Annotated in this window: 13 protein-coding genes and 1 tRNA gene; 12 read left to right on the forward strand and 2 right to left on the reverse strand. The window is 55.0% G+C overall.

Annotation, left to right across the window (positions count from 1 at the left end):
* The first annotated feature begins 21 nt into the window (after window positions 1-21).
* Window positions 22-744 carry a baseplate assembly protein gene (locus tag GO013_RS02455; RefSeq protein WP_163808464.1) on the forward strand — a complete coding sequence of 241 codons (723 nt, stop codon included), beginning with the start codon at window positions 22-24 and terminating at the stop codon, window positions 742-744.
* 2 nt (window positions 745-746) lie between these two features.
* On the opposite strand, the gene GO013_RS02460 is transcribed toward GO013_RS02455, so the two are convergent.
* A complete protein-coding gene (locus tag GO013_RS02460; RefSeq protein ID WP_163808465.1) occupies window positions 747-1,376 on the reverse strand; it encodes a hypothetical protein in 630 nt (209 codons plus the stop codon).
* On the opposite strand from GO013_RS02460, the gene GO013_RS02465 reads away from it, so the two are divergent.
* The 7 genes from GO013_RS02465 to GO013_RS02495 all read left to right on the forward strand — a co-directional run bounded on the left by GO013_RS02465 (window position 1,375) and on the right by GO013_RS02495 (window position 7,075).
* Window positions 1,375-1,809: a baseplate assembly protein gene (locus GO013_RS02465; protein WP_163808466.1), complete on the forward strand. Its 435-nt coding sequence runs from the start codon at window positions 1,375-1,377 to the stop codon at window positions 1,807-1,809. The genes GO013_RS02460 and GO013_RS02465 overlap by 2 nt on opposite strands.
* Complete coding sequence (locus GO013_RS02470; protein WP_163808467.1) at window positions 1,787-2,977, forward strand: baseplate J/gp47 family protein; 1,191 nt, start codon at window positions 1,787-1,789, stop codon at window positions 2,975-2,977. The genes GO013_RS02465 and GO013_RS02470 overlap by 23 nt, the downstream gene beginning before the upstream one ends.
* A complete protein-coding gene (locus tag GO013_RS02475) occupies window positions 2,977-3,618 on the forward strand; it encodes a phage tail protein (protein ID WP_163808468.1) in 642 nt (213 codons plus the stop codon). The genes GO013_RS02470 and GO013_RS02475 overlap by 1 nt, the downstream gene beginning before the upstream one ends.
* Before the next feature lie 9 nt (window positions 3,619-3,627).
* Window positions 3,628-5,583: a phage tail protein gene (locus tag GO013_RS02480; RefSeq protein ID WP_163808469.1), complete on the forward strand. Its 1,956-nt coding sequence runs from the start codon at window positions 3,628-3,630 to the stop codon at window positions 5,581-5,583.
* Window positions 5,583-5,933, forward strand: coding sequence for a phage tail assembly chaperone (locus GO013_RS02485; RefSeq protein ID WP_163808470.1), 351 nt, complete (start codon window positions 5,583-5,585; stop codon window positions 5,931-5,933). Before GO013_RS02480 ends, GO013_RS02485 begins: the two co-directional genes overlap by 1 nt.
* 247 nt (window positions 5,934-6,180) lie before the next feature.
* Window positions 6,181-6,408: a Com family DNA-binding transcriptional regulator gene (locus GO013_RS02490; RefSeq protein WP_163808471.1), complete on the forward strand. Its 228-nt coding sequence runs from the start codon at window positions 6,181-6,183 to the stop codon at window positions 6,406-6,408.
* Complete coding sequence (locus GO013_RS02495; protein WP_163808472.1) at window positions 6,338-7,075, forward strand: site-specific DNA-methyltransferase; 738 nt, start codon at window positions 6,338-6,340, stop codon at window positions 7,073-7,075. The genes GO013_RS02490 and GO013_RS02495 overlap by 71 nt, the downstream gene beginning before the upstream one ends.
* Before the next feature lie 230 nt (window positions 7,076-7,305).
* Here the strand turns inward: GO013_RS02495 and GO013_RS02500 are convergent.
* Window positions 7,306-7,381, reverse strand: a tRNA-Ala gene (locus GO013_RS02500).
* Window positions 7,382-7,554: 173 nt separating this feature from the next.
* Here GO013_RS02500 and GO013_RS02505 point away from each other — a divergent pair.
* From GO013_RS02505 to GO013_RS02520, 4 genes are all read left to right on the forward strand, one after another.
* Window positions 7,555-7,956 carry a GNAT family N-acetyltransferase gene (locus GO013_RS02505; protein WP_163808473.1) on the forward strand — a complete coding sequence of 134 codons (402 nt, stop codon included), beginning with the start codon at window positions 7,555-7,557 and terminating at the stop codon, window positions 7,954-7,956.
* A 657-nt stretch (window positions 7,957-8,613) separates the two neighbouring features.
* Window positions 8,614-20,547: a VCBS domain-containing protein gene (locus tag GO013_RS02510; protein ID WP_163808474.1), complete on the forward strand. Its 11,934-nt coding sequence runs from the start codon at window positions 8,614-8,616 to the stop codon at window positions 20,545-20,547.
* A gap of 88 nt (window positions 20,548-20,635) precedes the next feature.
* Window positions 20,636-21,421, forward strand: coding sequence for a hypothetical protein (locus GO013_RS02515; RefSeq protein ID WP_163808475.1), 786 nt, complete (start codon window positions 20,636-20,638; stop codon window positions 21,419-21,421).
* A 266-nt stretch (window positions 21,422-21,687) separates the two neighbouring features.
* Window positions 21,688-23,022, forward strand: a complete 1,335-nt coding sequence (locus GO013_RS02520) for a TolC family outer membrane protein (protein WP_163808476.1) — start codon at window positions 21,688-21,690, stop codon at window positions 23,020-23,022.
* Window positions 23,023-23,310 lie beyond the last annotated feature (288 nt).

Below are 23,310 nucleotides of genomic sequence, written 5' to 3' on the forward strand. Positions count from 1 at the left end.
ATAACTCCTTGAGTGTTTTATATGTCTAACTCAAACTTATTACGCCTCATTCAACGCGCTGTCGAAATCGCCATGCCCAACCTCCGCACCTACTACCGCGTGGTGCGCAAGGCCCGGATCGTCGCCACATATCCTGCCGAGGGTGGTCGCTACTGGGCAGACGTGCAGCCGCTTCGCAATGACGAATCCGTAGCCGAAAAAGAGCCGGTCATTCCGCGTGTGGAAATTCCCATCATGTGGGCCGGACCGAATCGCGGCGTGGTCTGTCCGCCGTTGGTCGATTCGCTCTGTGACCTTGAATATTACGATGGCGACCCGAACTTCCCACGTATCTCGAATTTCCGCTGGACCGGCAACGGCGCACCCGCCTGCGAGGTCGGTGCCTACGTTATCCAGCACAGCGACGGCACGTTCATCAAGATCGACGCCGAGAAAAACATGATCCAAGTCACCCCGGCCAACAGCACGGTCAAGATCGGCGACAGCAAAACCGAAACCATCGGCACCGTCTGGACCCTCAAATGCCCGCTCATCATCCAGCAGGGCAATGTCCAGTCCTCTGGTCCCGGTGGTCAAATCGGCAACGTCACCTGCAAGGCGAACACCCAGCAGGAAGGCAGTTATCAATTGGCCGGTCCCATGATCTGCACGCGCCTCACGGTGCTGGACGACGTGGACATCGGCGGCGACATGAACATCACCGGCAACAGCAACGCCGGAAGCCGGAGCGGGGGGACGATATGACGTTAGCAGGCCTTATCCAAAACTTCGCCAAGCGTCTTAATAACGATCATCGGATCACTAACGGCTTTCTCAATCAATTTGTCTATAATTTTTTTCAATACGCTCCCGGAAGCATTTTTCATCATTTTGACAACAGTTGTTTTCTTTTCTTCAGGGATATCGGCCTGAAGAACTTTTGCTTCAATCAAAGACCGAATGTTTTCAGTATCAAATTTGACGGTCACAGTATTGAGGATAGCGGAAAGGCCGCCGTCGTCTTCAATAAAATCAATTCCTCGGGCGGAGATAATGGAGTCAGGAACAATTTGTCCTGGGTATTCCAGCTTAATATGGATCAATCCATGCTCTTCAAGATATTGCATATTCGCCATCAGCTTATGCGGAGGCTTGTCAACAACATCTTTTTTTATGGCTCCGCCAGCATCTGTATCATAGCTGAAAAGAATTCTATTTTTCTTCGTATAAAACTCTTCAAGATTTTTCTCGGTCATACCAAGTTCATCATCTGGATAAAACGTATAATAAAGCTTCAAAACTGCTTTCCAGTTCAAAGAATTGGGATAAACGGCATAACTTTCTTTCAAAAGATCTTTTTGAAACACGCGATCCAAAACGCCCCCCTTTTTTATCATGACTGACATCTTCGCCCAAGACATAGCCCTCGACGAAACCATGCAGGCCCGTGTGGCCGCTAATGGTGAGCTGGTGCTCACTGACGGACCCGCCACCGGCGTGCAGGATATTAAACTCAGGCTCTCCACATATCTTAGTTCTCTGTTTTATGACAAGGATTTCGGTTCCCTACTGCCGAACTGGGTTATGGACGACAACAGCGAGACCGCCCGTATCGGCTTTGGAGCCGAGGTTAAACGGAGATTGCATGAAGACCCACGCGTCCAGCCCGGTTCCGCGTCCTGTTCGATCACGCATTGGGATGAACTCTCCATCCGAGCCGATGCTTCGTTCCGTTTCATTACCGAGGACCACGCCCGCAATCTCGTGATCGAAACCGACCGCTCCAAAAAGGAAATGGTGATCAAGGATGCCGACCCCGCAGTTATCTAAAACCCTCGACGAGGTGCGCTCCATGGTCTTTGGCCATGTCGAAGACGTGCAAGAGGAATACGCCGCCAAAGGCTGGCTTCCCACGCGGTTGAATCTCAACAAGGGCGTGGTGCGTGGCTTGCTGGAAATCTATTGCTGGGGACTCTATCAGCTCTACCAACTCCTCGCCGCCGTGTTCATTCAGGCCGCACCCAAAGAGGCCACGGACGACGAATGGATGGAATGGCACGCCGAACAGGTGGAGGCACCGAGGAAGCAATGGACCAAGACCAAGGGGCGTGTCCGATTTGCCCGCGTTTCCACCTCAGGCAACGTACCAATTGCCAAGGGGAAAATCGTCCGCACCAAACCGGACGGCACCGGCAACGTCTACCGCTATGTTACCACCGAAAAGGCAGTCATTGCGGACGGTCAAAACGAAGTGTCCATTCCGGTTGAATCCGAAGAATACGGAGCAGCCTCGAATGCGTCCGCCGGTCAGATCACCGAGCTTGTTACAGCCGTTCCCGGCGTGGACGTTGTGGGCAACTCTGCCGACTGGCTTGTCAGCGAAGGCGCGGACCTCGAACCGCTTGACCGACTCCGCGAGCGGTATGTCCTGCGCTGGAACGGCAACAACGGCATGACGAAACACGCCTATGCTTCATGGGCTCTCGGCGTCACGGGCGTAGTCGCGGTCAAGGTGCTGGATCAGCATCCACGCGGCCAGGGCACGGTCGACGTCATCGTCAAAGGCGCGGCAGGCATCCCCACCGACAACCTGCTTGAACAGGTTCGCCACGCCGTTGCTACCGGCGCACTTCCCGACGATGTGCAATCCGGTCCACCCGTCAACGATGATTGGCAGGTTCGTGGTCCTGCTCCTGTTCCCCTGACCATTTCCGGCGAATTGGTCCTTGCCCCCGGCACCCACACCGAGACAGCCAAGGACGAAGCCGAGCAACGTATCCGCGCCATGTTCACGGACCCATCCACCGTACCGGGAGTGGCTCCACTTCAGATCGGGGAAGACGTTCCGCTCGACCGCCTGACCGGCGTGGTCATGGCAGCGCGTGGCGTCAAAAAGGTCAATTGGACGTCTCCAACAAATGATCAGGCCGTGCCGGTTGACGGCCTTGCCGTGCTCGGTTCCCTCACGTTGACCACAACCGAGGCGACGGAGGCGTAATGTCCATTTTCAAGGAGTACTTTTTCAAGACCCTGCGTTGGCCGCTCATCCACCGCGCCGGTCCACTGGCCGTGATCGTGGAAGGCCTCGCCAGAAGCATGGACGAAGTTCGCCGAGACATCATCTGGCTTCGCAATCAGTTCAATCCATGGACCTGCGACGAGACCATGATTGCCGCCCACGCCGAAAGCCGTGGCATCATCAGGCACCCCTCGGAATCCGAGACGAAATACAAGGACCGCTGCATCCGCGCCTTTGCATGGCACCGGCTCGGCGGCGGGCAAATGGGCATGCCGCGCATCCTGGACCATTTCGGCTACCCGGACACAAAAATGCTCAACGTCCGCACAGAAGACCCTGACCGCTGGGCAGAATTCAAAGCACGAATCCCGGCACTCGAAGGCATGAACAGCGAGGACTACCAGCGCATCGGCTGGATCGCAGGTGAAACCAAGCCCGCCCGGTCCAAATTGGCAGGCATACAGGCAACCAGTAACGTCCCGGTGACCATCTCCGCAGGTGGCACAACCATTTCCATCGTCCGCATCCGGTTGCTCCCGGAACGAGTAACGGCAATACACATCATCACCAATGTGCATGGCGGCGGTTATACCCACACCGTTGCCCGCACTCACGCATAAGGAGGAAGAATGTCTCTGATTCTCACGAAAGCCGGACTCAACGCTTACGCGCAGGCAGAAGTCACCGGCACCAAATTGCAGGCAACGCATATGGCCACGGGCGATGGCAATGGGCAGTCCGTTTCTCACACGTCGCAATCAACAGAACTCGCTCATGAAACATGGCGCGGAAGTTTGCAAAGAATCGAAATCACGGCATCCGGCGAAGTCGAATTCGAAGGTCACGTCCCCCTCACCGTGGGCGGCTGGTACATCCGCGAAGTCGCGATCTACGCGGGCGAAGTCCTGTTGGCGATCGGCAGCCATCCCGAGGTATGGAAACCGGACCCGGAAGCCCCGGAAAAAGTCGAGTTGGTCATCACCGCGCCGGTCAAATTTGACAACGCGGCCATCATCAATCTGACCGTGGACACGACCAAGGTGCTGGCCAGTCAGGAAATGGTGGTTGGCACGGTTGCGCAACATAATGAGGACAACAATGCCCACGCCGGAGCATTGTCCACGTTAAAGGATCATCCCGCTGATCCAAACGCTCACGAGTTGCTGTTTCAAGCGATGGCGCAGGCTATCGCCAATCATACCAGTGCCGAGGATGCTCACGCCGCTTTATTTCAGGCTATTATCAACCAGCTTCCGGGCAATGCCTCGACAACGGGCAAAGGGCTTGTTGAGCTGGCGACTCTTACTGAAACCCTTGCGGGGACAGACGCCGCGCGAGCTGTCAGCCCAAAGGGGTTAGCTGCGGCCTTGGCAGGCAAGGCCGCAATCAACCACAGTCATGATATCGCCCCTCTCCGGCAGGCGATCATTGCCTGTTCGACAGATGTGAACGGCCTCCCCAATTTCCTCACAATCAATGGTGATGGAGTGACAGTCCAGGCCGCTGCTGATCCGTTGGTGCTGTCAATTGCTGATGGCGAAAAGGATTATGTTGAGCGCATCAACACGGACAGACTCATCCCTTCAAACAATTTGGGCGAAGGTGACAATTATATCTATGCCGAACGAGCCGAAGATGGCTCGGTGATACTTGGAACGACGCAAGATCGGCCTGTCTACAATACGACAGGTTTGGCCGAAACACTGGATCTTTTTGCTCCCGCCAATGGCTATGTTTGGCCGGGGGTAGGAATAATTTCTGCCAGCACAGAATGGGACAATAACAATGGGGCGTGGAAGGCCTTTTCCCAAAGATGGTATTCTGCGAATTATGATGATTGGTCAGCAACAGCCAAATCTGGAACGCTTAAGGTCGTTTTCGATAAGACTCGCAAACTGACGGGCTACGCCATTATCGGCACTCCTTTGACCTACACATCACGAAAAGAACCAAAAACGTGGAATTTTAAAGTTGGAACAGGGGATACACCTGACACGGTTGTTGATTCTCAGACAGATCAAACAGGTTGGACAGCTGGCGAGCGCAGGAATTTTATGTTTGCTTCTCCGGTTGATGCCAAATCCTTTGAGATAGACGTTACCGCTTGTAACGGTACGAACTTGATGATTGCTGAATTGATCCCCATTTTTGAACCTGACTGGTCATTTGACCCTACTCTCTACAAAGGCACTTCTCAACGCATCTATTTAGGAAAAGCCGTTGTATCTGGCGGTACCATGATTGAGGTGTATCCCTATGCTCCTGGAATCTATGCAGTGCGCGATGTCAACGGTGGGGCAAATATTACAACAAATTCGAGGTATGTTGAGCTGAATCCATTTGGGCAAGGGGTTCCTGCAAATGTTGTGGCGGAAATCTACCATAATGGAGTGTGGGCCAATACTTCCTTTTCGCAGACTACTAAAGGATATGGTACTTTTGCCAGTACCGTTAGAGGTGCGGTGGTTGTTCAAACCGGAGATGGTGCCGTCTCTACTGTAAGCAATAAAGCTGGTGGCGGCCATGGTAGTAATGACACAGCTTGTTTCGCACTTTGCCGCATAACAATTGGGAGGACTTTTTAATGGATATTTACGGTAAGATCGACGGCTCTCTCCAACAAATCGGCGGCAAGCACCCCGGCAAGGGCTGGGTGAAAATGACCGAACAACGTCCACAGAGCGACATGATTGCCCAAGCGGATGGTACATGGGTGCTCCCTGTTTCGACAGCGAATGAACAGCGTGCCGTCCGTGACGCCAAAATAGAGAATGTGCGTTGGCGCATCGAGCGTCATCAATCGGAAACACGGCTTGGACTGATTCCCACCGAATCTATCGCTCCTTTGGACGCATATATACAGGCCCTCCGGGATGTGCCTCAGCAGCCTGGCTTCCCCGAGGCCGTGGAGTGGCCGGACGAACCCTCAGAGTAATTTCTTAAGTTCTTTGACAATCGAATAGGCCAAGAAAAGACACAGACCCGCCGGACGAATCCGACGGGCCGTTCTCAAGAGGAACAGGCAGGGGCCTTGAACCGCCCCTACCGGCGCGATGTACCACCACCGCACCACGGCCCCACGGATGGCAGCAACCATTCCGCAAAGTATCCGCTATTCCATGTACCTGTACAGGCACAAAGGAAATAGCAGGAGACCGGGGCAATCGTAAAGATAGTGAAAGATGAAAAATGAAATTCGTTGTGGCAATTGCAACCGCCTGCTCGCCAAAGGGCAGGCGGTTAACCTTCAAATCAAGTGTCCCCGTTGCGGAACACTGAATCACCTGAAAGCCACGAGCATCAACATAGAAAGCCAACGAGCCTCCACCGAGGACTCACATGAAGATTCAGATTGGAAATGCCACGATGTGTCAGGGCGAAGCTCTGGCAACCCTGAAAACGCTGGATGATTGCAGCGTCGATGCCGTCTTGACAGATCCGCCGTATTGCACAGGCGGCTTGACAGTCGGCCAACGGCAACAAGCTCCATCAAAGAAGTACCAAAGCTCAGCCGCACAAAAGAAGTTCGCAGACTTCCCCGGCGACAACCGGGACCAGCGGTCATTCATCACATGGGCCACGCTTTGGCTGTCCGAAGCCTACCGCGTCGCCAAACCCGGTGCGCCCATCATGATGTTCACCGACTGGCGACAACTCCCGGCCATGACCGACGCCTTGCAAGCCGGAGGCTGGCTCTGGCGTAATATAGTGATATGGGACAAGCCGACAGCCCGCCCCAGCAAGGGAGAATTCAAGAAACAATGCGAGTTCGTCCTCGTCGGCAGCAAAGGCAAACTGGCCCCGGCAACCGACCGATGCCTTCCCGGCGTCTTCCGTCACTCCATAGTTAGCGGCACCAAACGCAAACACCTGACCGAAAAACCGGTCCCGCTTCTTCGTGACCTCCTCCAGATCACCCCGGAAGGCGGCACCATCCTCGACCCCTTCGCAGGCTCCGCCACCACGGCCCAAGCCTGCCTCGAAACGGGCCGACACTTCATAGGCATGGAACTCTCCAACACCTACTTTGAAGTAGCCTGCACCCGCCTCAAAGACCTAGCAGGCTGGACCATCTAACTCAAACCTTCAACACGCACGCGTAGCAGAGGGTGTGCCAAACAAGAAAATGGGCCGTGCAACTTTCTCAAGTTGGGTGGCCCATTTTCTCAAGTTGAGTGATAGCTTACAACACTACAAAAACACAAAAAAAATCCAAATAGGACATATTGGGGACACGGAACCGTTTTCCAGCCCCAAACAAAAGAAAAAGGACTTCAAGTAATCACTTGAAGTCCTTAACTTTCTTGTGGTGGAGCTGGAGGGAATCGAACCCACGACCTCTTGAATGCCATTCAAGCGCTCTCCCAACTGAGCTACAGCCCCACGCTGTTGGGACTGCCAATTTGCTCAAAGTGTCGTTCATTGTCAACAAAGAATTTAAATTATTTGCAATAAACCAGACCAAATGCATATTCCTCCATATAAACAAGGTATTGGACAGCCTTGCAAGCCTGAATTATTGTGAAAGCATACACCGAAAAAACACAGGATAGACCATGTACCGCTACGCCGACAACAAAGACCTGGATATGCTCGCTTTGCAAGAACTCTTCCTTGCGCTGGACTGGGACTCGGGCAACCACCCAGAGCAGTTGACTCAGGCCATTCAGTCTTCCACCTCCGTTTTTACCGCCTGGGATGGCGAAAAACTCGTCGGACTCGTCAACGTGTTGTCCGATGGGCACATGGCCGCATATATACACTATATGCTCGTTCACCCAGCGTATCAGGGACACGGCATTGGGAAACACCTCATGGACACCGTCGCGGAGAAATACGCCGACGTTCCCCACAAAGTCCTGGTCGCCTACGGTGAGGCCATCGGATTTTATGAGCAATGTGGCTATCACTGCGCTGAAGGAACTGCTCCCATGTTCATGACCTCACTCAAAATCTAACCATCAGCACAAACCACTGGCCTTCAATCCCCTATTCGCCTGGGGAATAAAGGCCGCAATCAGCCCCAATAGATGCGGCACAATACTTTTGAATACTTGAATATTTATTCTAAATATTCCTGCTGATTCATCACGTCTTCATTCACAAGCCCCTGCACTTGCCCCACGGATTCACACCGTTTCCGAGACCCCACTCCCGCTTTGATAAAAATCATTCCCAGAATCATCCACCCCTGACAAAATACGCAAGAATCGACCGCTATCAGAAGCTCGATACTCAACGTCTGACCCGATACATCACAAGTCGACTTTCTTTTGAAAAAAAACTGAGTTCTGCCGCTCTCGTTTTTTTATGGTGATATATGAGACTGTTATTTTATACCTCTCTCAGGGGATAATTCATGTCTAGACAAATTATTTTCTAACATACACCTGTTTAAAACTTTAACTTAAGTCTTGTAAAAGACAATAATCGTCTTTTTTATATTCCGCTGTACGCCGGGCCTTTCGAGGGTGTTCTTCTTATTTATCCACACTGTAAGTCATTGGTTTCACGCTTCTTTACTTTATTGACTATAAACTGTTTCATCGTTATATAATAAAGTAACTAGATAGATTTTTTTTTATCGCTGCATAGATCAATTTTAGGAGGACATCATGGCTGATTCCACGACCCAAATGCTTCAGGTTTCACTCCCTGGCGCAGGACAGACCCAGACGTATCAGCTGACACCTGATACCCCGGTCAGATTCGACTTCGACATTGCCGAAGCCGTCTTTACCGGCAACAATGGCAACCTTGAAATCGCCCTTGAGGGCGGTGGAACGGTCATCCTCCAAGATTACCAATCGCTTGCAGATGCCGGTTCTCTACCAACCTTCGAAATGATGGATGGCGAACAAGTGGCTGGCGATGTCTACCTCTTTGCATTCTCCGAAACGGCTGATGGCGAAGAGACAGAGCTTGAGACAGCAGCCGACGGAGCAACGGGCGGCTCAGGGGCCGGACAATACTCTGATGACCCAGGCCAGCTCGGTGACGGCCTTGACGCGCTCGGCGGTCAGGGTGAAGTCTATGCTCAAACTTCACTGGATGAACTGCCCGGCGTCGATGAAAACACCCTCCCCGTAACCAATGACGATTTCGATGACATTACCGAAACCGGCGATGTGGATTTCGATCCGGCCTCGCACGTCTTGCGTCCTGGAGACGAAGGATATGCCGGAGCCGAATCAGAGGGCGACTTTTTCGCAATTGGAACGGAAGGCGACGGCTTTGTCCTGGACATCCCTGACGATGGAAATCCTGGCGAAGGGACCATCAACGGCAATCTCATTGCCAACGATTTCGATGCCGACCCTGCCAATCCCAATGAATCGCTGCGCATGAATACCATTGACTACGATGGTGTTGATTCCGCTGGAGAAAATCCAGGTCCGGTCGAAATTCCACCAGAAGGTCAGACTGTCGAAGGATTGTACGGGACACTGTTCATCGAACCGACAGGTGAGTATACATATACCTTAAATGAAGAACTGGCTGACCGGCTTGAAGAAGGCGAGACCTTCGAAGAAGTCTTTGACTACAATATTGTCGATCCGATTGGCGGCGTCAGCAACACCTCCCAACTGACTGTCACGGTCTTTGGTAGCAATGACGCTCCGTATGCTGTTGCCGATACCAATATCGAAGCCATTGAGCAGGGCGATTCCACTGGGTACCAATACCCGGATGGCTATCCCGTCTCCGGCGAAGAAGATGAAGGCTCGGCAGCTCAGATGGTGCTTGAACCCGGCAGTGATCTGGTTGATCCCACGCCCGGTGTTGAAGGATACGGCACGGAAATTCTGACCGGTGAAGACGACGAGGCACTCCAGCTTGACCTGTCTGCTGTCTTCACCAATGGACTGAATTTCTATGGCACCAACTATGACGCAGCGACAGACATCTACGTTTCCACCAATGGGTTGATCTCCTTTGGTCATGAAAACACCTCCTATCTCGCGGATGGCATTGCCGACTACACCGATGGTCCGCTCATTGCCATTCAATATGATGATTTCAGTCTCGATCCCAGTGACACCGGCTTCCTTGAAGGCGGAAAGATGTACTCGCACGTCGATACGGAAAACGGCATCGTCACGATCACCTGGGAAGGCGTTGGTTCATATGACACCCCGGACATCAGCCAGGGTGAAACCGGCAACTTCGTTCAAATCAGACTGCACGACCTCGGCAACGGGGATTTCGGCATAGAATACCGCTATGACGATGTGACCTGGCAAAGTGGGTATGACGATAGTGATCCCACGGCTGGCTGGACAGCTGGCGACGGCTCCCATTTCGGTCTGGTCATGGGGTCCGGCACTGGCGATTTCGTCAACGTGGAAGATACCTCCAATGTCGGCCAAAGCGGCGTGTATGCCTGGGAAGTCCGTGACGGACAGATCGGTGCGGAACTGCACGACTACACCGTGGCAGTTGGTGCGACCGGCAACGTGCTGATCAATGATTCCGATGTGGATGACAATGATCTGGTCAACGAGCCCGGCGAAGAAACCGACCTCTTTGTGATGGGTCTCTATGCCCACTTCCTTGAAAGCGACAATCAGATCGATTTCCCGCTTGTGGAAGACACCTTCGACGGCGAAATTGATCCCAATATCGACCCGACGGCCCAGACGACCTTCACGGTTCAGGGACAGTACGGTTCCCTGACCGTCAACGCTGACGGGACGTATATTTATACACTGGATAACGACGCTGAAAACACTGATCTGGAAGGTCTCAATTACGAGAACCCCGGGACCGATCAATTCACCTATGCCGTGATGGATGATTCAGGGGCCATGCACTATGCCAACCTGACTTTCACGGTCAATGGGGCCAACGATGCGCCCGTGGCGTATTCCGATGCCAATGCGGTGCAGGAATTCGGTGACAGATTCACCCTGCCCGGCTCCGAGAGCGAACCATACACCGATACAGTGTCCGGCAATGTCATTGCTGGTGACGCAGAAGGCGGCGTCGCTGACACCGATGCGGACGACACGGCCATTTTCGTCTCTCGCGTCTACACCAAGGGCGAAGGCGATTCAGTCACCGAAGAACATGATGTCTACAACGACACCGACACCTCGGACGGTACGGCGGCGCAGGAAGTCATCCTTCAGGGATTGTACGGCACGCTGACCATCAGCGCGGACGGTTCATACGAATATGTCGTGGATAATGAAAATCCCGAGGTGGACGCCCTCAATTATGATGGCACCCTCACGGACACCTTCTATTATACCGCGCGCAATACCTATGAAGATGGCGTGGAGTCCAATGAAGTCACGTTGACCATCACGGTCAACGGCAACAACGACGCACCCGTGGCATTCAATGACACGGCGGCTGTCGAAGAACTCGGCGGCGTGCATCTGTTCCCCGATGAAGCCGAACCGTATTCCGACACGGTTTCCGGCAACATCATCATGGGCGACATGGTCGGCGGCACCCCGGATACCGATGTCGATGATATCGACGCTGTTTTCGAACCCGGTCAGACACCGCAGGGCATCTTTGTCTCGCATGTCTCCACCAGAAACGGCGCAGAAGGGGCGGTCGATCAGGACGTTGATGTCTATAACGACACCGATACCTCGGACGGTACGGCAGCGCAGGAAGTCATTCTTCAGGGGCTGTACGGAACACTGACCATCCAGCATGACGGCTCATACGAATACGTGGTGAACAACGAAAATCCCGATGTGGAAGCCCTCAATTATGACGGCACCCTCACGGACACATTCTATTACACCGCGCGCAACACCTATGAAGATGGCGTGGAGTCCAACGAAGCCACACTGACCATCACGGTCAACGGCAACAACGACGCACCCGTGGCATTCAATGACACGGCGGCTGTCGAGGAACTCGGCGGCGTGCATCTGCTCCCCGACGAAGCCGAACCGTATTCCGACACGGTTTCCGGCAACATCATCATGGGCGACATGGTCGGCGGCACCCCGGATACGGATGTCGATGATATCGACGCTGTTTTCGAACCCGGCCAGACACCGCAGGGCATCTTTGTCTCGCATGTCTCCACCAGAAACGGTGCAGAAGGGGCGGTCGATCAGGACGTTGATGTCTATAACGACACCGATACCTCGGACGGTACGGCAGCGCAGGAAGTCATTCTTCAGGGGCTGTACGGAACACTGACCATCCAGCATGACGGCTCATACGAATACGTGGTGAACAACGAAAATCCCGATGTGGAAGCCCTCAATTATGACGGCACCCTCACGGACACATTCTATTACACCGCGCGCAACACCTATGAAGATGGCGTGGAGTCCAACGAAGCCACGCTGACCATCACGGTCAACGGCAACAACGACGCGCCCGTGGCCTATAACGACGCCAATTCCATCATCGAATACGGTGCGTCCCAGCTCAATGACGGCATTGACATGCTGGCCGCAAGTACCATTACCGGCAATGTCGTTGGCGGCGATGCGTTCGGCGGTGTGGCCGACACGGACGTGGATGACACCCAGATATTCGTCTCCGACATCTCCACCAAGGATGATGGCGGAAGCGTGCTGGAAACGATCAACGTGTACGACGACACTGACACCTCGGACGGGACCTCGGCACAGCAGGTGGTCATTGACGGTGAATACGGCACCCTGACCATCCAGGCCGACGGCAGTTACACTTACGTCCTTGATAATGACAATGACGCAGTGGACGCGCTGAATGTGGATGACAGTGTCACGGAAACATTCTACTACACCGCACGCAACAGCTACGGTGACTCCGTTGAAAGCAACGAGGCCGAACTCAACATCACCATCTTCGGCAACAACGACAATCCCACCGTTCGCATCACGCGGCCCAACCGGCCTGACGGTGAGTTTGTTGAAGACGGTGCCCACGAAATCGGCTCCGGTGCCGTGGACATCCTCGGCAGACACGGAGTGCAGCTCTCCGACGTGGACAACATCGGGGCGGAACTCTCTGTCACCGTGACACAGGATGTCCGGTTCGACGGCGACGTGCTCGGCTTTGATGTCCTGCGCGCCAACGGAAACCCCCATCCGCGTATCCAGACCATTGACGGCGACGACTCCGACGGCATCACGGTCTTCCAGTTCAGGGGTGTGCTTGTCACCATCGACAACAACACCGGATCGGTCGTCATGGAAGCGGCCGACGGACGCACGCCCGGATTCAATCAATTCGAACGCGCCATGCAGCGGATCACGTTTGAAATAGACAGCGAAGACGACACCCCGAACACCACGGATCGCGACTTCACGGTCACGGTCAGGGACGACAACTCGAACCCGACTGATCCATACGACATCGATGGTCAGGGCACCATGAGCGACGAAGGCGAGGCCTCCACGACCTTCACCCTGCATGTGATTGCGGCCAACGATACACCAGTCGCCGAAGACGACGGCATCTTCCAGGTCACCGAACTGAGTGACGTGACCGATGGAAGCAGCAGCCATCTCTTTGACGGATTGCTTCCCGCCATTCTGGGCGATCTCTCGGACTTCGAACCGGGTGACCTGCCCTCCAACGTGTCCGCAGGAAACGTTCTGGATAACGATTGGGACCCGGACCAGTTTGCCTATGGTGAAACAGGTGCTCCGGATACCGAAAACAATGCCAACGACCTCACAGACTTGCAGGTTATCGGTCTCTCAGTTGACGGCGATACCTTCCTGCCCGTGGGCGACTCGCTGAGTGACGGCGTTTTCGTCCAGGGTGTTTACGGACGCCTCTACATGGATGACGAAGGCAACTTCCGATACATTGCGGATACTGAAGCGACAAACGCGCTTGCTGAGGGTGTCACCGCCACGGAAAGTTTCACCTATCTGCTTACGGATGGTGACGACTTCCTGTCCACCGACCCCAATGCGTACAATGATCCGGACACGGACACCGCAACAGTGACCTTCCAGGTGACCGGCAGCAATGACATGGCCACCATTATCGCCGAACCTGGCGCGGATCAGGGAACGGTGACAGAAATCCAATGGATTGAAACACCTGTTGACCCCAATGACCCGTCTACCTGGGCCAGTGGCACTGACGCTCCGGATGACTTCACGGACAGCGACGAAACCGTGCTCGACGAGTTCGGCAACATCGTGGTCCAACCGGCTGCCGAAATGTTGGAAACCGGCGGACAGTTGTCCGTGGACGACCCGGATGTCAACCCGACCGATCCGGCGACCTTCACCAACCTGGCTGGCAATCCTGTCCAGATTGATATCGAGGACACCTTCCAGCCGGCCACGGAAAACACGGCCAATGGCGGCACATTCTCCATCAACGAACTTGGCGAATGGACCTATGAAATCGACAACACCCTGTCTGTGGTCCAGGAAATGGATGACGGCGAGTCCTTTACCGAGACCTTTGAGGTCACGTCCTATGACGGCACGGACAGCCACACCATCACCGTGACCGTGGAAGGGTCCAATGACGCGCCCGTCATCACCAGCATCACCGCCCCGATTGCTGACTTCGAAAATGGTTCCGAGGGATGGGAAGTCATCACCTGGACCGGCGTCGAAGACGCACCCGTGACGGAAACAGACGGTATCATGACCGACTTCATGGGGCGTTTCGGCAACCTCTCCGGCACATCGGATGCCTTCAAGGACTTCCCGGTGGCCGATCAGGCCGATTCCGTCACCCTTGAATTCGATCTCTATGAAATCGACTCCTGGGACGGCGAATGGTTCGGCGTCTCGGTCAATGGTGAAACCGCGATGTTCCCACTGCACCACGGTTCTCCTGACGGCCCGATTCCCGGCGGTCCCGCATACGTGACTCCGGGCATCACCCTGACCGTGACTCCGGTCACCCCGGACGGACAGGACCTCGGCTTCCGTGGTTGGTCCGACCAGATTCACCATGTCACCATTACCATTGATGATCCCGGACAGAATCTGTCCGTGGGTTTCCTCAACACCCTGAACCAGAGCGTGATTGACGAGGCCTATGGCATCGACAATATATCCGTGGCCTCCTACGACGCGGACGGTCTGCCCATGTTCTCGGTCATCGAGAACACCCCCGGCGACACGGCTGTCGCACAACTCGGCTCCGAAGATGTGGAAGGACACGCTGTCCATTACGTCATCGATGGAGTCGAACTCGACGGCGTGGCCGTTGACCCGGCCCTGTTCCGCATGGACGGCGACACACTGATCGCGGTCGGCGGCGAAGAAGGGTTCGACTATGAAGACGGTGGCGAATATGTTGTCACGGTTTCACCAGTCGATTCCTCCGGCGCGGTTGGACAGGACGTCCAGATCACCGTGACCGTCGGCAATGTGAATGAAGCGCCCACCGGCGAAGACTTCACCATGACCGTCGGTCTGGAAGGTGCTCCTGTTCCGTTCCTCGGCGAAGACGATGTGGTGTCCGGCGACGATCATGTGACCGACCCGGAAGATCCGTCATACACCGGCCAGGAACTGGATATCATGATCACCGATCTGCCCGACAACGGCCAGCTCGTCTACGGTCCGACACAGACACCGGTCACTCAGGCCGATGTGGACAACGAAACGCAGTTCGACCTCAATCAGCTCTCGTACATCCCGGACGGGGAAGCCATTGACGGCGTTCTCCTCGGTTCCCGGGTCGCGAGTGACGCGGACCTGAGTCGATGGGGGACCGAACAAGGCGATGGATCGTATGAATTGACACTCGACGGCGTGACCGTCACCACCAGTGTGACACGCGACGGCGATCCAGCCGAACTCACCCAATACAACCAGGAAGCCGGCCATATCGGCTTCGGTATCGGCGATGAAACAGGCAACGGTCTCAACGGCACGACTGACGATGTCCTGACCGTGTCCTTCAACGGCGCGGAAGTCTCCTATGCGGAAATCGGCTTTGACGGACTTGGCGGGTACTTCAACCCCGGCAGTTCTCAGCAGGCATTCGCCACCTGGACCGCATACGATGCGGACGGTGCCGTGGTTGCCAGCGGCGAAGTCAACAATTCCGGCGGAGACATCTTCGAAGCCTTTGTGCTCGATGCCAGTCAGCTGGGCGAAGGCAACACCTTCTCCTCCATCGAATTCAGTACCGTTGAGTACGGTGCGCAAAATGGTGCCAACTGGGAACTCCGCTACATCGATGCCGAGTTCACCAACACCGACACCTTCGATTACATTCCCATCGATTCCGGTCTGCCCGGAACAGACGGCGAACTGGTCGATCCTGCCGGTTCATCTACTGTAACCATCAAGATTCTGCCCGACGCGCCCGTGGATCAGGACCCAACCGCTGTCGCTGACAGCCAATCCGTGTACGAACCTGACACAGGTTCCTTCGCCGGAATGGCAAGCGTCACGGCCAATGTCCTCGACAACGACCTCGACCCGGATACCACCGCAGGTGAAATGTCCCTCACGCAGGTTGAATTCGACGGCACCACCTACGACTTCACCGGTGCAGATCCGCTCACCATCACGGGTGCCCATGGCACGCTGGTCATAGGATCGGACGGCAATTACACCTATACCGCCACAGACGAGACACTGCCCGAGGGCGTGAATCCGACTGAAACCTTCAGCTACACCATGACCGATGGCGATACCGTGGACAACGATCCTGTTGCCCAGACCGCCAACCTGGTCATCGAAGTCAAGGGATTGAACGACGCTCCTGTCGCACTTGACGACGCCTATCAGGCCGACGAAGTGAATGACGGCGGTATCGTGACCCTCGGCAATGTGGGCGATGGTTCCGGTGGCGGCGATGACTATGACCCGGATACCGGCGAGACGGTCCCCGGGACAACTCCTGACGCCATCACCTCATTCAGCGTCGTGGGCGACCTCCCGGACGGCGTCACCCTGACACCGACCGGCGATGTCCAGTTCGATCAGAACAATCCCGCCTATGACCATCTGGGTGAAGGCGAGACCATGGACATCTCCTTCCAATACGTTGCCAATGACGGCGACGATGACTCCAACGTTGCGACCGTCACCATCACGGTGAACGGCGACAACGACCCGCCCGTCGCGGTCAATGACTTCGGCGAGGCTTCCGGCCACTTCATTCCCGTCGAGCCGCTCCCGGACGGCACCCCGCCGTACACCTTCTCCGCCAATGTGGGCGACGTGTACCAGTGGGCGACCGGTGGCATCACGCATACGGGTATCAAGACAGCCGGTGAAGGCAACAGCATCGGTGACAGGGCCGTTGACAACCAGGGACCGGATGAGGCCCTGACCATCAACTTCGTCCAAAACCAGTCCGCTGTTGAATTCGACATTCTGACCCATGGCACCAGTGATCCGGTCTTTGAAGCGCAGAGTGGCACCACCACCCTGACCACGGACACTTCGCAACCCACGTACCTCATCGTCACTCCCGGTACCGGCAACAGCTATACCGTGACGACCAACGATGGTACGCCCTTTGACAGCCTGACGCTGTCGCCCGAGACCGAAAGTGATCGGTTCTCGCTCAAGGGTGATATCGCTCTGACTCCGGTCACAACCGGCGTCGGCGACCTGCCCATCGTGGAAGGCAACGTGCTTGCCAATGACTGGGATGTTGAAGACATCGATTACCCCGAGGGTGACAACCCTGCTACCCCGGAACTCGAAGGGACCACGGAATTAGTGGTGACCGGCATCGCGACTGGCGATCTGGACAACCTCCCGGATTACACCGGCATTGACTTCACCCCCGACTCCGGCACCTTCAGTACGACTGATGACAGCCAGGGTGCCTTTATTCAAGGGACCCATGGAGTCTTGGAAATCGGTGCTAACGGAGCATACACCTATACCCCGAATCCGGACCAGACAGGTGAAATATCCGAAACATTCACCTATCAGATCACGGATACGGACGGCGGCGTGGATTACGGTCTGCTCAACGTCAGTGTGACGATCGAAAACGCGGCCCCAGTGGCTGGCGACGATATGCAGGACGTGCCGGAAGGGACCGCCACCACACTCGATGTGCTGACAAACGATTCCGACCCGGACGGCGATCCGCTCTCCATCGAATCCTTCGATGCAGTTGCCACGGCCAATGCCGACGGTTCGGGCGGCACTGTTGGAACCGTCTCGGAAGTCAACGGCCAATTGGTCTTCACTCCCGAAGATGGCTACACCGGACCGGCGCACTTCTCCTACTCCGTCACGGACGGCGGATTGTCAGACAACGCGCAGGTCACACTCAACGTCTTCTCGACCAACGACGATCCAGTGGCTGTTGATGACCTGTACGATATCGATCTCAACAGCGACACCTATGGGTTCAACGTGGTCACCGAAGGCGGGACCAACTTCGAGACAAACCCGGTCAACTATCTGTTGATCGTGGACACCTCAGGGTCCATGAGAACCAACAACAGGATGGGCGAAGCCAAGGCCGCGCTTAACGAAATGTTGGAAAGCCTCCAGGAACAGGTCACCATGAGCGGCGGCTCGATCAAGGTCGGACTCATCGACTTCGACGGCAACACCGTCACGCGCACCTTCACGTTGACAGACGATCCGAGCACCACGGAATACCAGGGTGCCCGCAACTTCGTGAACTCCTTCAACGCGAGTGGTTCCACTGATTACGAAGACGCCCTGAGTGCTGCCAATACCTGGGTAGCCAATGAAGGCAACGGCATCGAGACCCATGCCATCTTCATGTCGGATGGTCGGCCCAACAACACCGGCAACTGGCAGGATGAGCTGGCGACGCTGCACGGTGACGCCGAAGTCATCGGTGTCGGTATCCAGATGGGCACCTCCAACATGCAGTACATCAACCAGATCAATGAAGTCGGTGACGGCATCGACCTCGACGACCCGGCTGATCTGAACAGCCTGTTGCAGAACATCCTGACCGAAACCAGTACCGCAGGCACCACAGCCACAGGCAATGTGCTTGATAACGATTCCGATCCGGACCCGTCCGACGCCCTGACAGTCGTTGGCATCGCGCTCGGTGACGAATCCAGTCACGATCCGTTCACTCAGCTCACCGACACGGCCAGCGACGACGCTGACACCTCCGTGATAGTCGGCACGTATGGAACACTCACCATCAACGCGGACGGCACGTATGAATACGACCCGGATCAGCCGCAGGCCGATGCATTGGGCATTGGTGAGACCGGCACCGAGGCATTCACCTACCAGATCAGCGATGGCCAGGGTGGCTTCGATGAAGCGACCATCAGCTTCCTGATCAACGGTGCGGACGACGCGCCCGTGGCCGTCAATGACGTCTACGCGGGCATGGAGTTCACTCCGGGGTACTGGCAGACCTCAACGGAATCCACCGACACCGTCGATATGACCTTTGACGGGACCTTCTCCAATGGAGAATACAACGGAGCGGGCTTCACGATCAGTGCCGACGGCTGGGGCATCATGCCTATCAATGTCGTCAAGCTCCCGGGCGGCGACGGTCTGGGTGTCATCAACACCAATGAACCAGGTGGTGATTCTGATCCCAACATGGACGGCTGGATATACGAGACCATGATCATCGACTTTGACGAGGCTCAATCCACAGTGACCCTCTCGCTTGGTGATCTTGATCCCAGCGACATCCCCACGTTCTCGGTGACGGGTGGCTCCGGCTCCTTTGCCAACGGCGTCTTCACTGCCACCGGCTCCATCACGAGTGTCGAGATTCAGACACATCACAATCTGCTGAACTCCTTCCACCTCGATTCACTGAGTTCCAACCGAACCGCCACCAGCACGGTCTGGATCGCGGCAGCGCTGATACCGGGAGGCATGTCTGGAAACGTCCTCTTGAACGACTTCGATGCGGAAGACGTTGACCATGTCGAAACCTCCGGTGCCAATACGGACCTCGTGGTCCTCGGCGCCACTGGAACAGACGGCTATGTCTCCCTGGCCGACACCACCAGCGATACGGCTGATACAGGCTCGATTCAAGGTGAATACGGAACCCTGACGCTCAATACGGATGGGTCATTCCAGTACACCGCAGACCCAACTCTGGTCGATCAGATGAACGGTCCCGGTGTGGAAACCTTCGAATACCAGATCGCCGACACCGATGGCATGACCAGCACGGCGACATTGGAATTCCCGATCACCCAGGCCGGTGATAACTCGGTCATTGTCGGCACAGCCAGCAATGACACCCTGTTCGGCGATGACACTGACAACGTGATCTTCGGCCTGGCCGGAGACGACGAAATCTATGTCAGCGGGGGCGACGACATCGTCACTCTGGGCGATGGAGCCGACACCATCACCATTGACCCGGCCTACATCGGCGACGATGGCACACTGGAAGTCACGGACTTCGACATCACGCACGGCGACCAGCTCGATCTCAACGCACTTGGCGACCGCAGTCTGATGATCACATCGGATTCCGGCAGCAGCGACCTCGTTCTGACTCTTGAGGACGTCTCTGGTAGCAATGATATCGTGATCACCTTGAACGGCGTGGTCTCCAGCCACGACGGCATCAGTGCCAATGTCGATCTTGCAACTGACAATGTGAACGATGTGATCCAGCAGATCATCGACTCACCCGACCAATTCTAACGCAGAAACCCCGCCTCCGGCCTGACACATCAGGCCGGAGGCGATTTTCCTGGCTAGCACGAGAATTCTCCTTGCGAAGGAGAGCATTATGACTGACGATACTTCAATGCAAAAGACGACGATGCTCGGTACATACACTCTCGACGGAGATGTACCGGTCGAACCGGAAATTGTCCTTGCCAACTGTACTGATACGGCCATGCTCGGCCAGCTTGTTTCCGTTTTCCAGGACACCCCGGACATTCGGTTCTTTCTCATTGCCAATGTATCGGAAGATGCCGTTGACTTCTCAAGCGACCTGCATTTTCTCAAAGACGACGGGAACTGGGTGCTGGCCAATGAAAATTCACTCCTCACCGTACTTTTTGACACCGCGCACTTCAATCAACATGGCACTCAGGAAACATTCAGTCTTATACAGGAAAATGATGGAGCCTGGTCAATCGTTACCGACGACATCGTGGACATGGCAGACACATCTTCCACCAGTCATCTCCTTGTCGATCTGGAAGAAGACACCCTGTTGACCACTGTCTCGCTCGACGAGACAGACTCGGATCAAGACAGTTTCTTCATTGATCCTTCCGTCCTGGAACACGGGGAAAACGAGATCATCGTGTCCAATTTCACCGTGGGCAGCCACACTCTGGAATTCCCCGAAGGCATGTCCGTCAAAGATGTTATCGTGGATACAAAACATGACCTGACCGAAGTCATTGTCAGTCAAAACGACACGGACACAGACGATATCGTCGTCAAACTGCTTGGCGTCTCACAGCCAGACCTCCCCATGCATGACTATGGTCTCGACACCGACTCCACAACGGACGATCTCATCAATCACCTGATACAGTCCGGCATGAACACCGACTGACTATCTGTTTCTGCCATTCTCTCAATGCACAATCTGCAAAAAACATCCTGCTTTTTCCTCTGAGAACAATTCCTGCCTGCCAACAAAACCGGGAGAAAATCCCGGGTAAATACGTTGCGTCGAATTAAAAGATTTCAATAGATTCAAAGCAGTTGAACAAGAATAACACCAAGGACCTATTCATAGCAAACGCCTTGACACATTTTTATAATTGTGGCTATAACTTTTCCAGTAAGGAATTGAATTTTAATTAGATGGGGATCATCATGAAAAAACTTGTTCTCGCAACACTTTTCTTTTCCCTTGTTTTGTCTGTTCCAGCAATGGCTCAGACGGACACGGGCATGACGGTGAAAGACAGTGTCGTTGCCGCTGTCAAACAACACCCGAAAATCAAGGCCATGCTGTTTAACAGGGACGCCGTATCCAAGGCACAACTGTCCGCATTGGGCCGTTTCTTTCCGTCTCTCAACCTCACAGGTGAAGCCGGTTGGCAGGAGTACAGCAGTGCCCTCACTCGTTCCACCAACGTGGACAGACACACCCGGACACCCACCGATGTCACAGTCTCTGTCTCGCAACCGATTTTCGACGGCTTTGACCGTTGGAGCGATTACAAACGGGAAGGTGCCCGCCTGACATCCGCTGAAGGCCGCTTGGTGGACAATGTCGAAACCGTGGCACTGGATGCCGTCCGCGCCCATGTGGACGTGGTTCGCATCCGTCGACTCGTGAATCTGGCCGGTGAAAACATCACCGCGCACCAGCAGTTGCTCGATTCCATTACCGAACGCGTTGAAGGTGGAGCCGGTAACAAGGCTGACGAAATGCAGGCAAAGGGCCGTGTCGCCCGTGCCGAGACCACACTGGTCACGTACATCGGCCAGCTTCGGGCAGCCGAAGCCGACTACGCCCGCACCGTTGGTGTGACGCCAAAAGTCCTTGATGATCCCGAATACAATCCCGAATACATCCCGGCTACCGCTGAGCAAATTCTGGATATCACCTTGGAAAACAACCCCAAGATCGCCGTGTACAAAGCCGAGATCGAAGTGGCTGAGCGCACCAAGGGTGTTCTTGAATCCTCCATGTATCCGGAAATCGACGTGTATTACGCCCATCGCAACACCGATGATCTGGACGGATCCGATTCCTGGGTGCAGGATGACAAAGCCATGCTGCGCGCCAACTGGAACCTGTTCAACGGAATGAGTGATTACAACGATGTCAGGACAGCGAGTGCCCGTGTTCGCGAAGCCAAATCGACTTTGCAGGACACCACGGACGATCTGATCCGTCAGGTAGCCGCAGCTTGGGCCGAATACGAATCAAGCATCGGTCAGATTGAAAAATATCAGGAAGCACTCCAATACAGCCTGGAATCCCTGGATATGTATCTGATGCAGTTCAACGTCGGTCAGCGTTCCCTGCTGGATGTGCTGGATGCAACCAACGAAGTTTTCAGCAACAAGGTCCAGCTGGAAACGTCCACCAGCAATCGCAATTTCACCTTGTACAAATTCCTGGCTCTTGAAGGCCAGCTCATGAAGACCCTGGAAGTCGCCTCAAACACCTACGACGAACTTCCTGCTGAACAATAAGCGACCTTACACGCGAGAACATCAGGGGACAGTCCACAGACTGTCCCCTTTTTCGTGGCTAAAATCCCCCCACGGCATCTCTCTACAACTTCGTTTCATCCTAAAAAGGCCTTTGCCGCATGCCCTTGTACGCCCCAATCTCGCACACGTTTTCGGTCGCTCTGTCCAGAAACATTTCCCGTCGTCGCTTCGTGCTTCGTTCCTCCCCCGAACCATCTTGACTCTAGGCCACACATGCCGCAGGGTACTTCTCGATAAAATTGACAGTCCCTCTTTTCCATCGCCCAC

The sequence above is a fragment of the Pseudodesulfovibrio sp. JC047 genome (assembly GCF_010468615.1).
In the GTDB taxonomy this organism is placed as follows: domain Bacteria; phylum Desulfobacterota; class Desulfovibrionia; order Desulfovibrionales; family Desulfovibrionaceae; genus Pseudodesulfovibrio.

Coding starts and splice junctions, on each gene's coding strand:
- GO013_RS02505 (WP_163808473.1), top strand. CDS start 7,555: ATGTACCGCTACGCCGACAACAAAGACCTGGATATGCTCGCTTTGCAA.
- GO013_RS02485 (WP_163808470.1), top strand. CDS start 5,583: ATGGATATTTACGGTAAGATCGACGGCTCTCTCCAACAAATCGGCGGC.
- GO013_RS02465 (WP_163808466.1), top strand. CDS start 1,375: ATGACTGACATCTTCGCCCAAGACATAGCCCTCGACGAAACCATGCAG.
- GO013_RS02515 (WP_163808475.1), top strand. CDS start 20,636: ATGACTGACGATACTTCAATGCAAAAGACGACGATGCTCGGTACATAC.
- GO013_RS02520 (WP_163808476.1), top strand. CDS start 21,688: ATGAAAAAACTTGTTCTCGCAACACTTTTCTTTTCCCTTGTTTTGTCT.
- GO013_RS02510 (WP_163808474.1), top strand. CDS start 8,614: ATGGCTGATTCCACGACCCAAATGCTTCAGGTTTCACTCCCTGGCGCA.
- GO013_RS02495 (WP_163808472.1), top strand. CDS start 6,338: ATGAAGATTCAGATTGGAAATGCCACGATGTGTCAGGGCGAAGCTCTG.
- GO013_RS02455 (WP_163808464.1), top strand. CDS start 22: ATGTCTAACTCAAACTTATTACGCCTCATTCAACGCGCTGTCGAAATC.
- GO013_RS02480 (WP_163808469.1), top strand. CDS start 3,628: ATGTCTCTGATTCTCACGAAAGCCGGACTCAACGCTTACGCGCAGGCA.
- GO013_RS02470 (WP_163808467.1), top strand. CDS start 1,787: ATGCCGACCCCGCAGTTATCTAAAACCCTCGACGAGGTGCGCTCCATG.
- GO013_RS02475 (WP_163808468.1), top strand. CDS start 2,977: ATGTCCATTTTCAAGGAGTACTTTTTCAAGACCCTGCGTTGGCCGCTC.
- GO013_RS02460 (WP_163808465.1), bottom strand. CDS start 1,376: ATGATAAAAAAGGGGGGCGTTTTGGATCGCGTGTTTCAAAAAGATCTT.
- GO013_RS02490 (WP_163808471.1), top strand. CDS start 6,181: ATGAAAAATGAAATTCGTTGTGGCAATTGCAACCGCCTGCTCGCCAAA.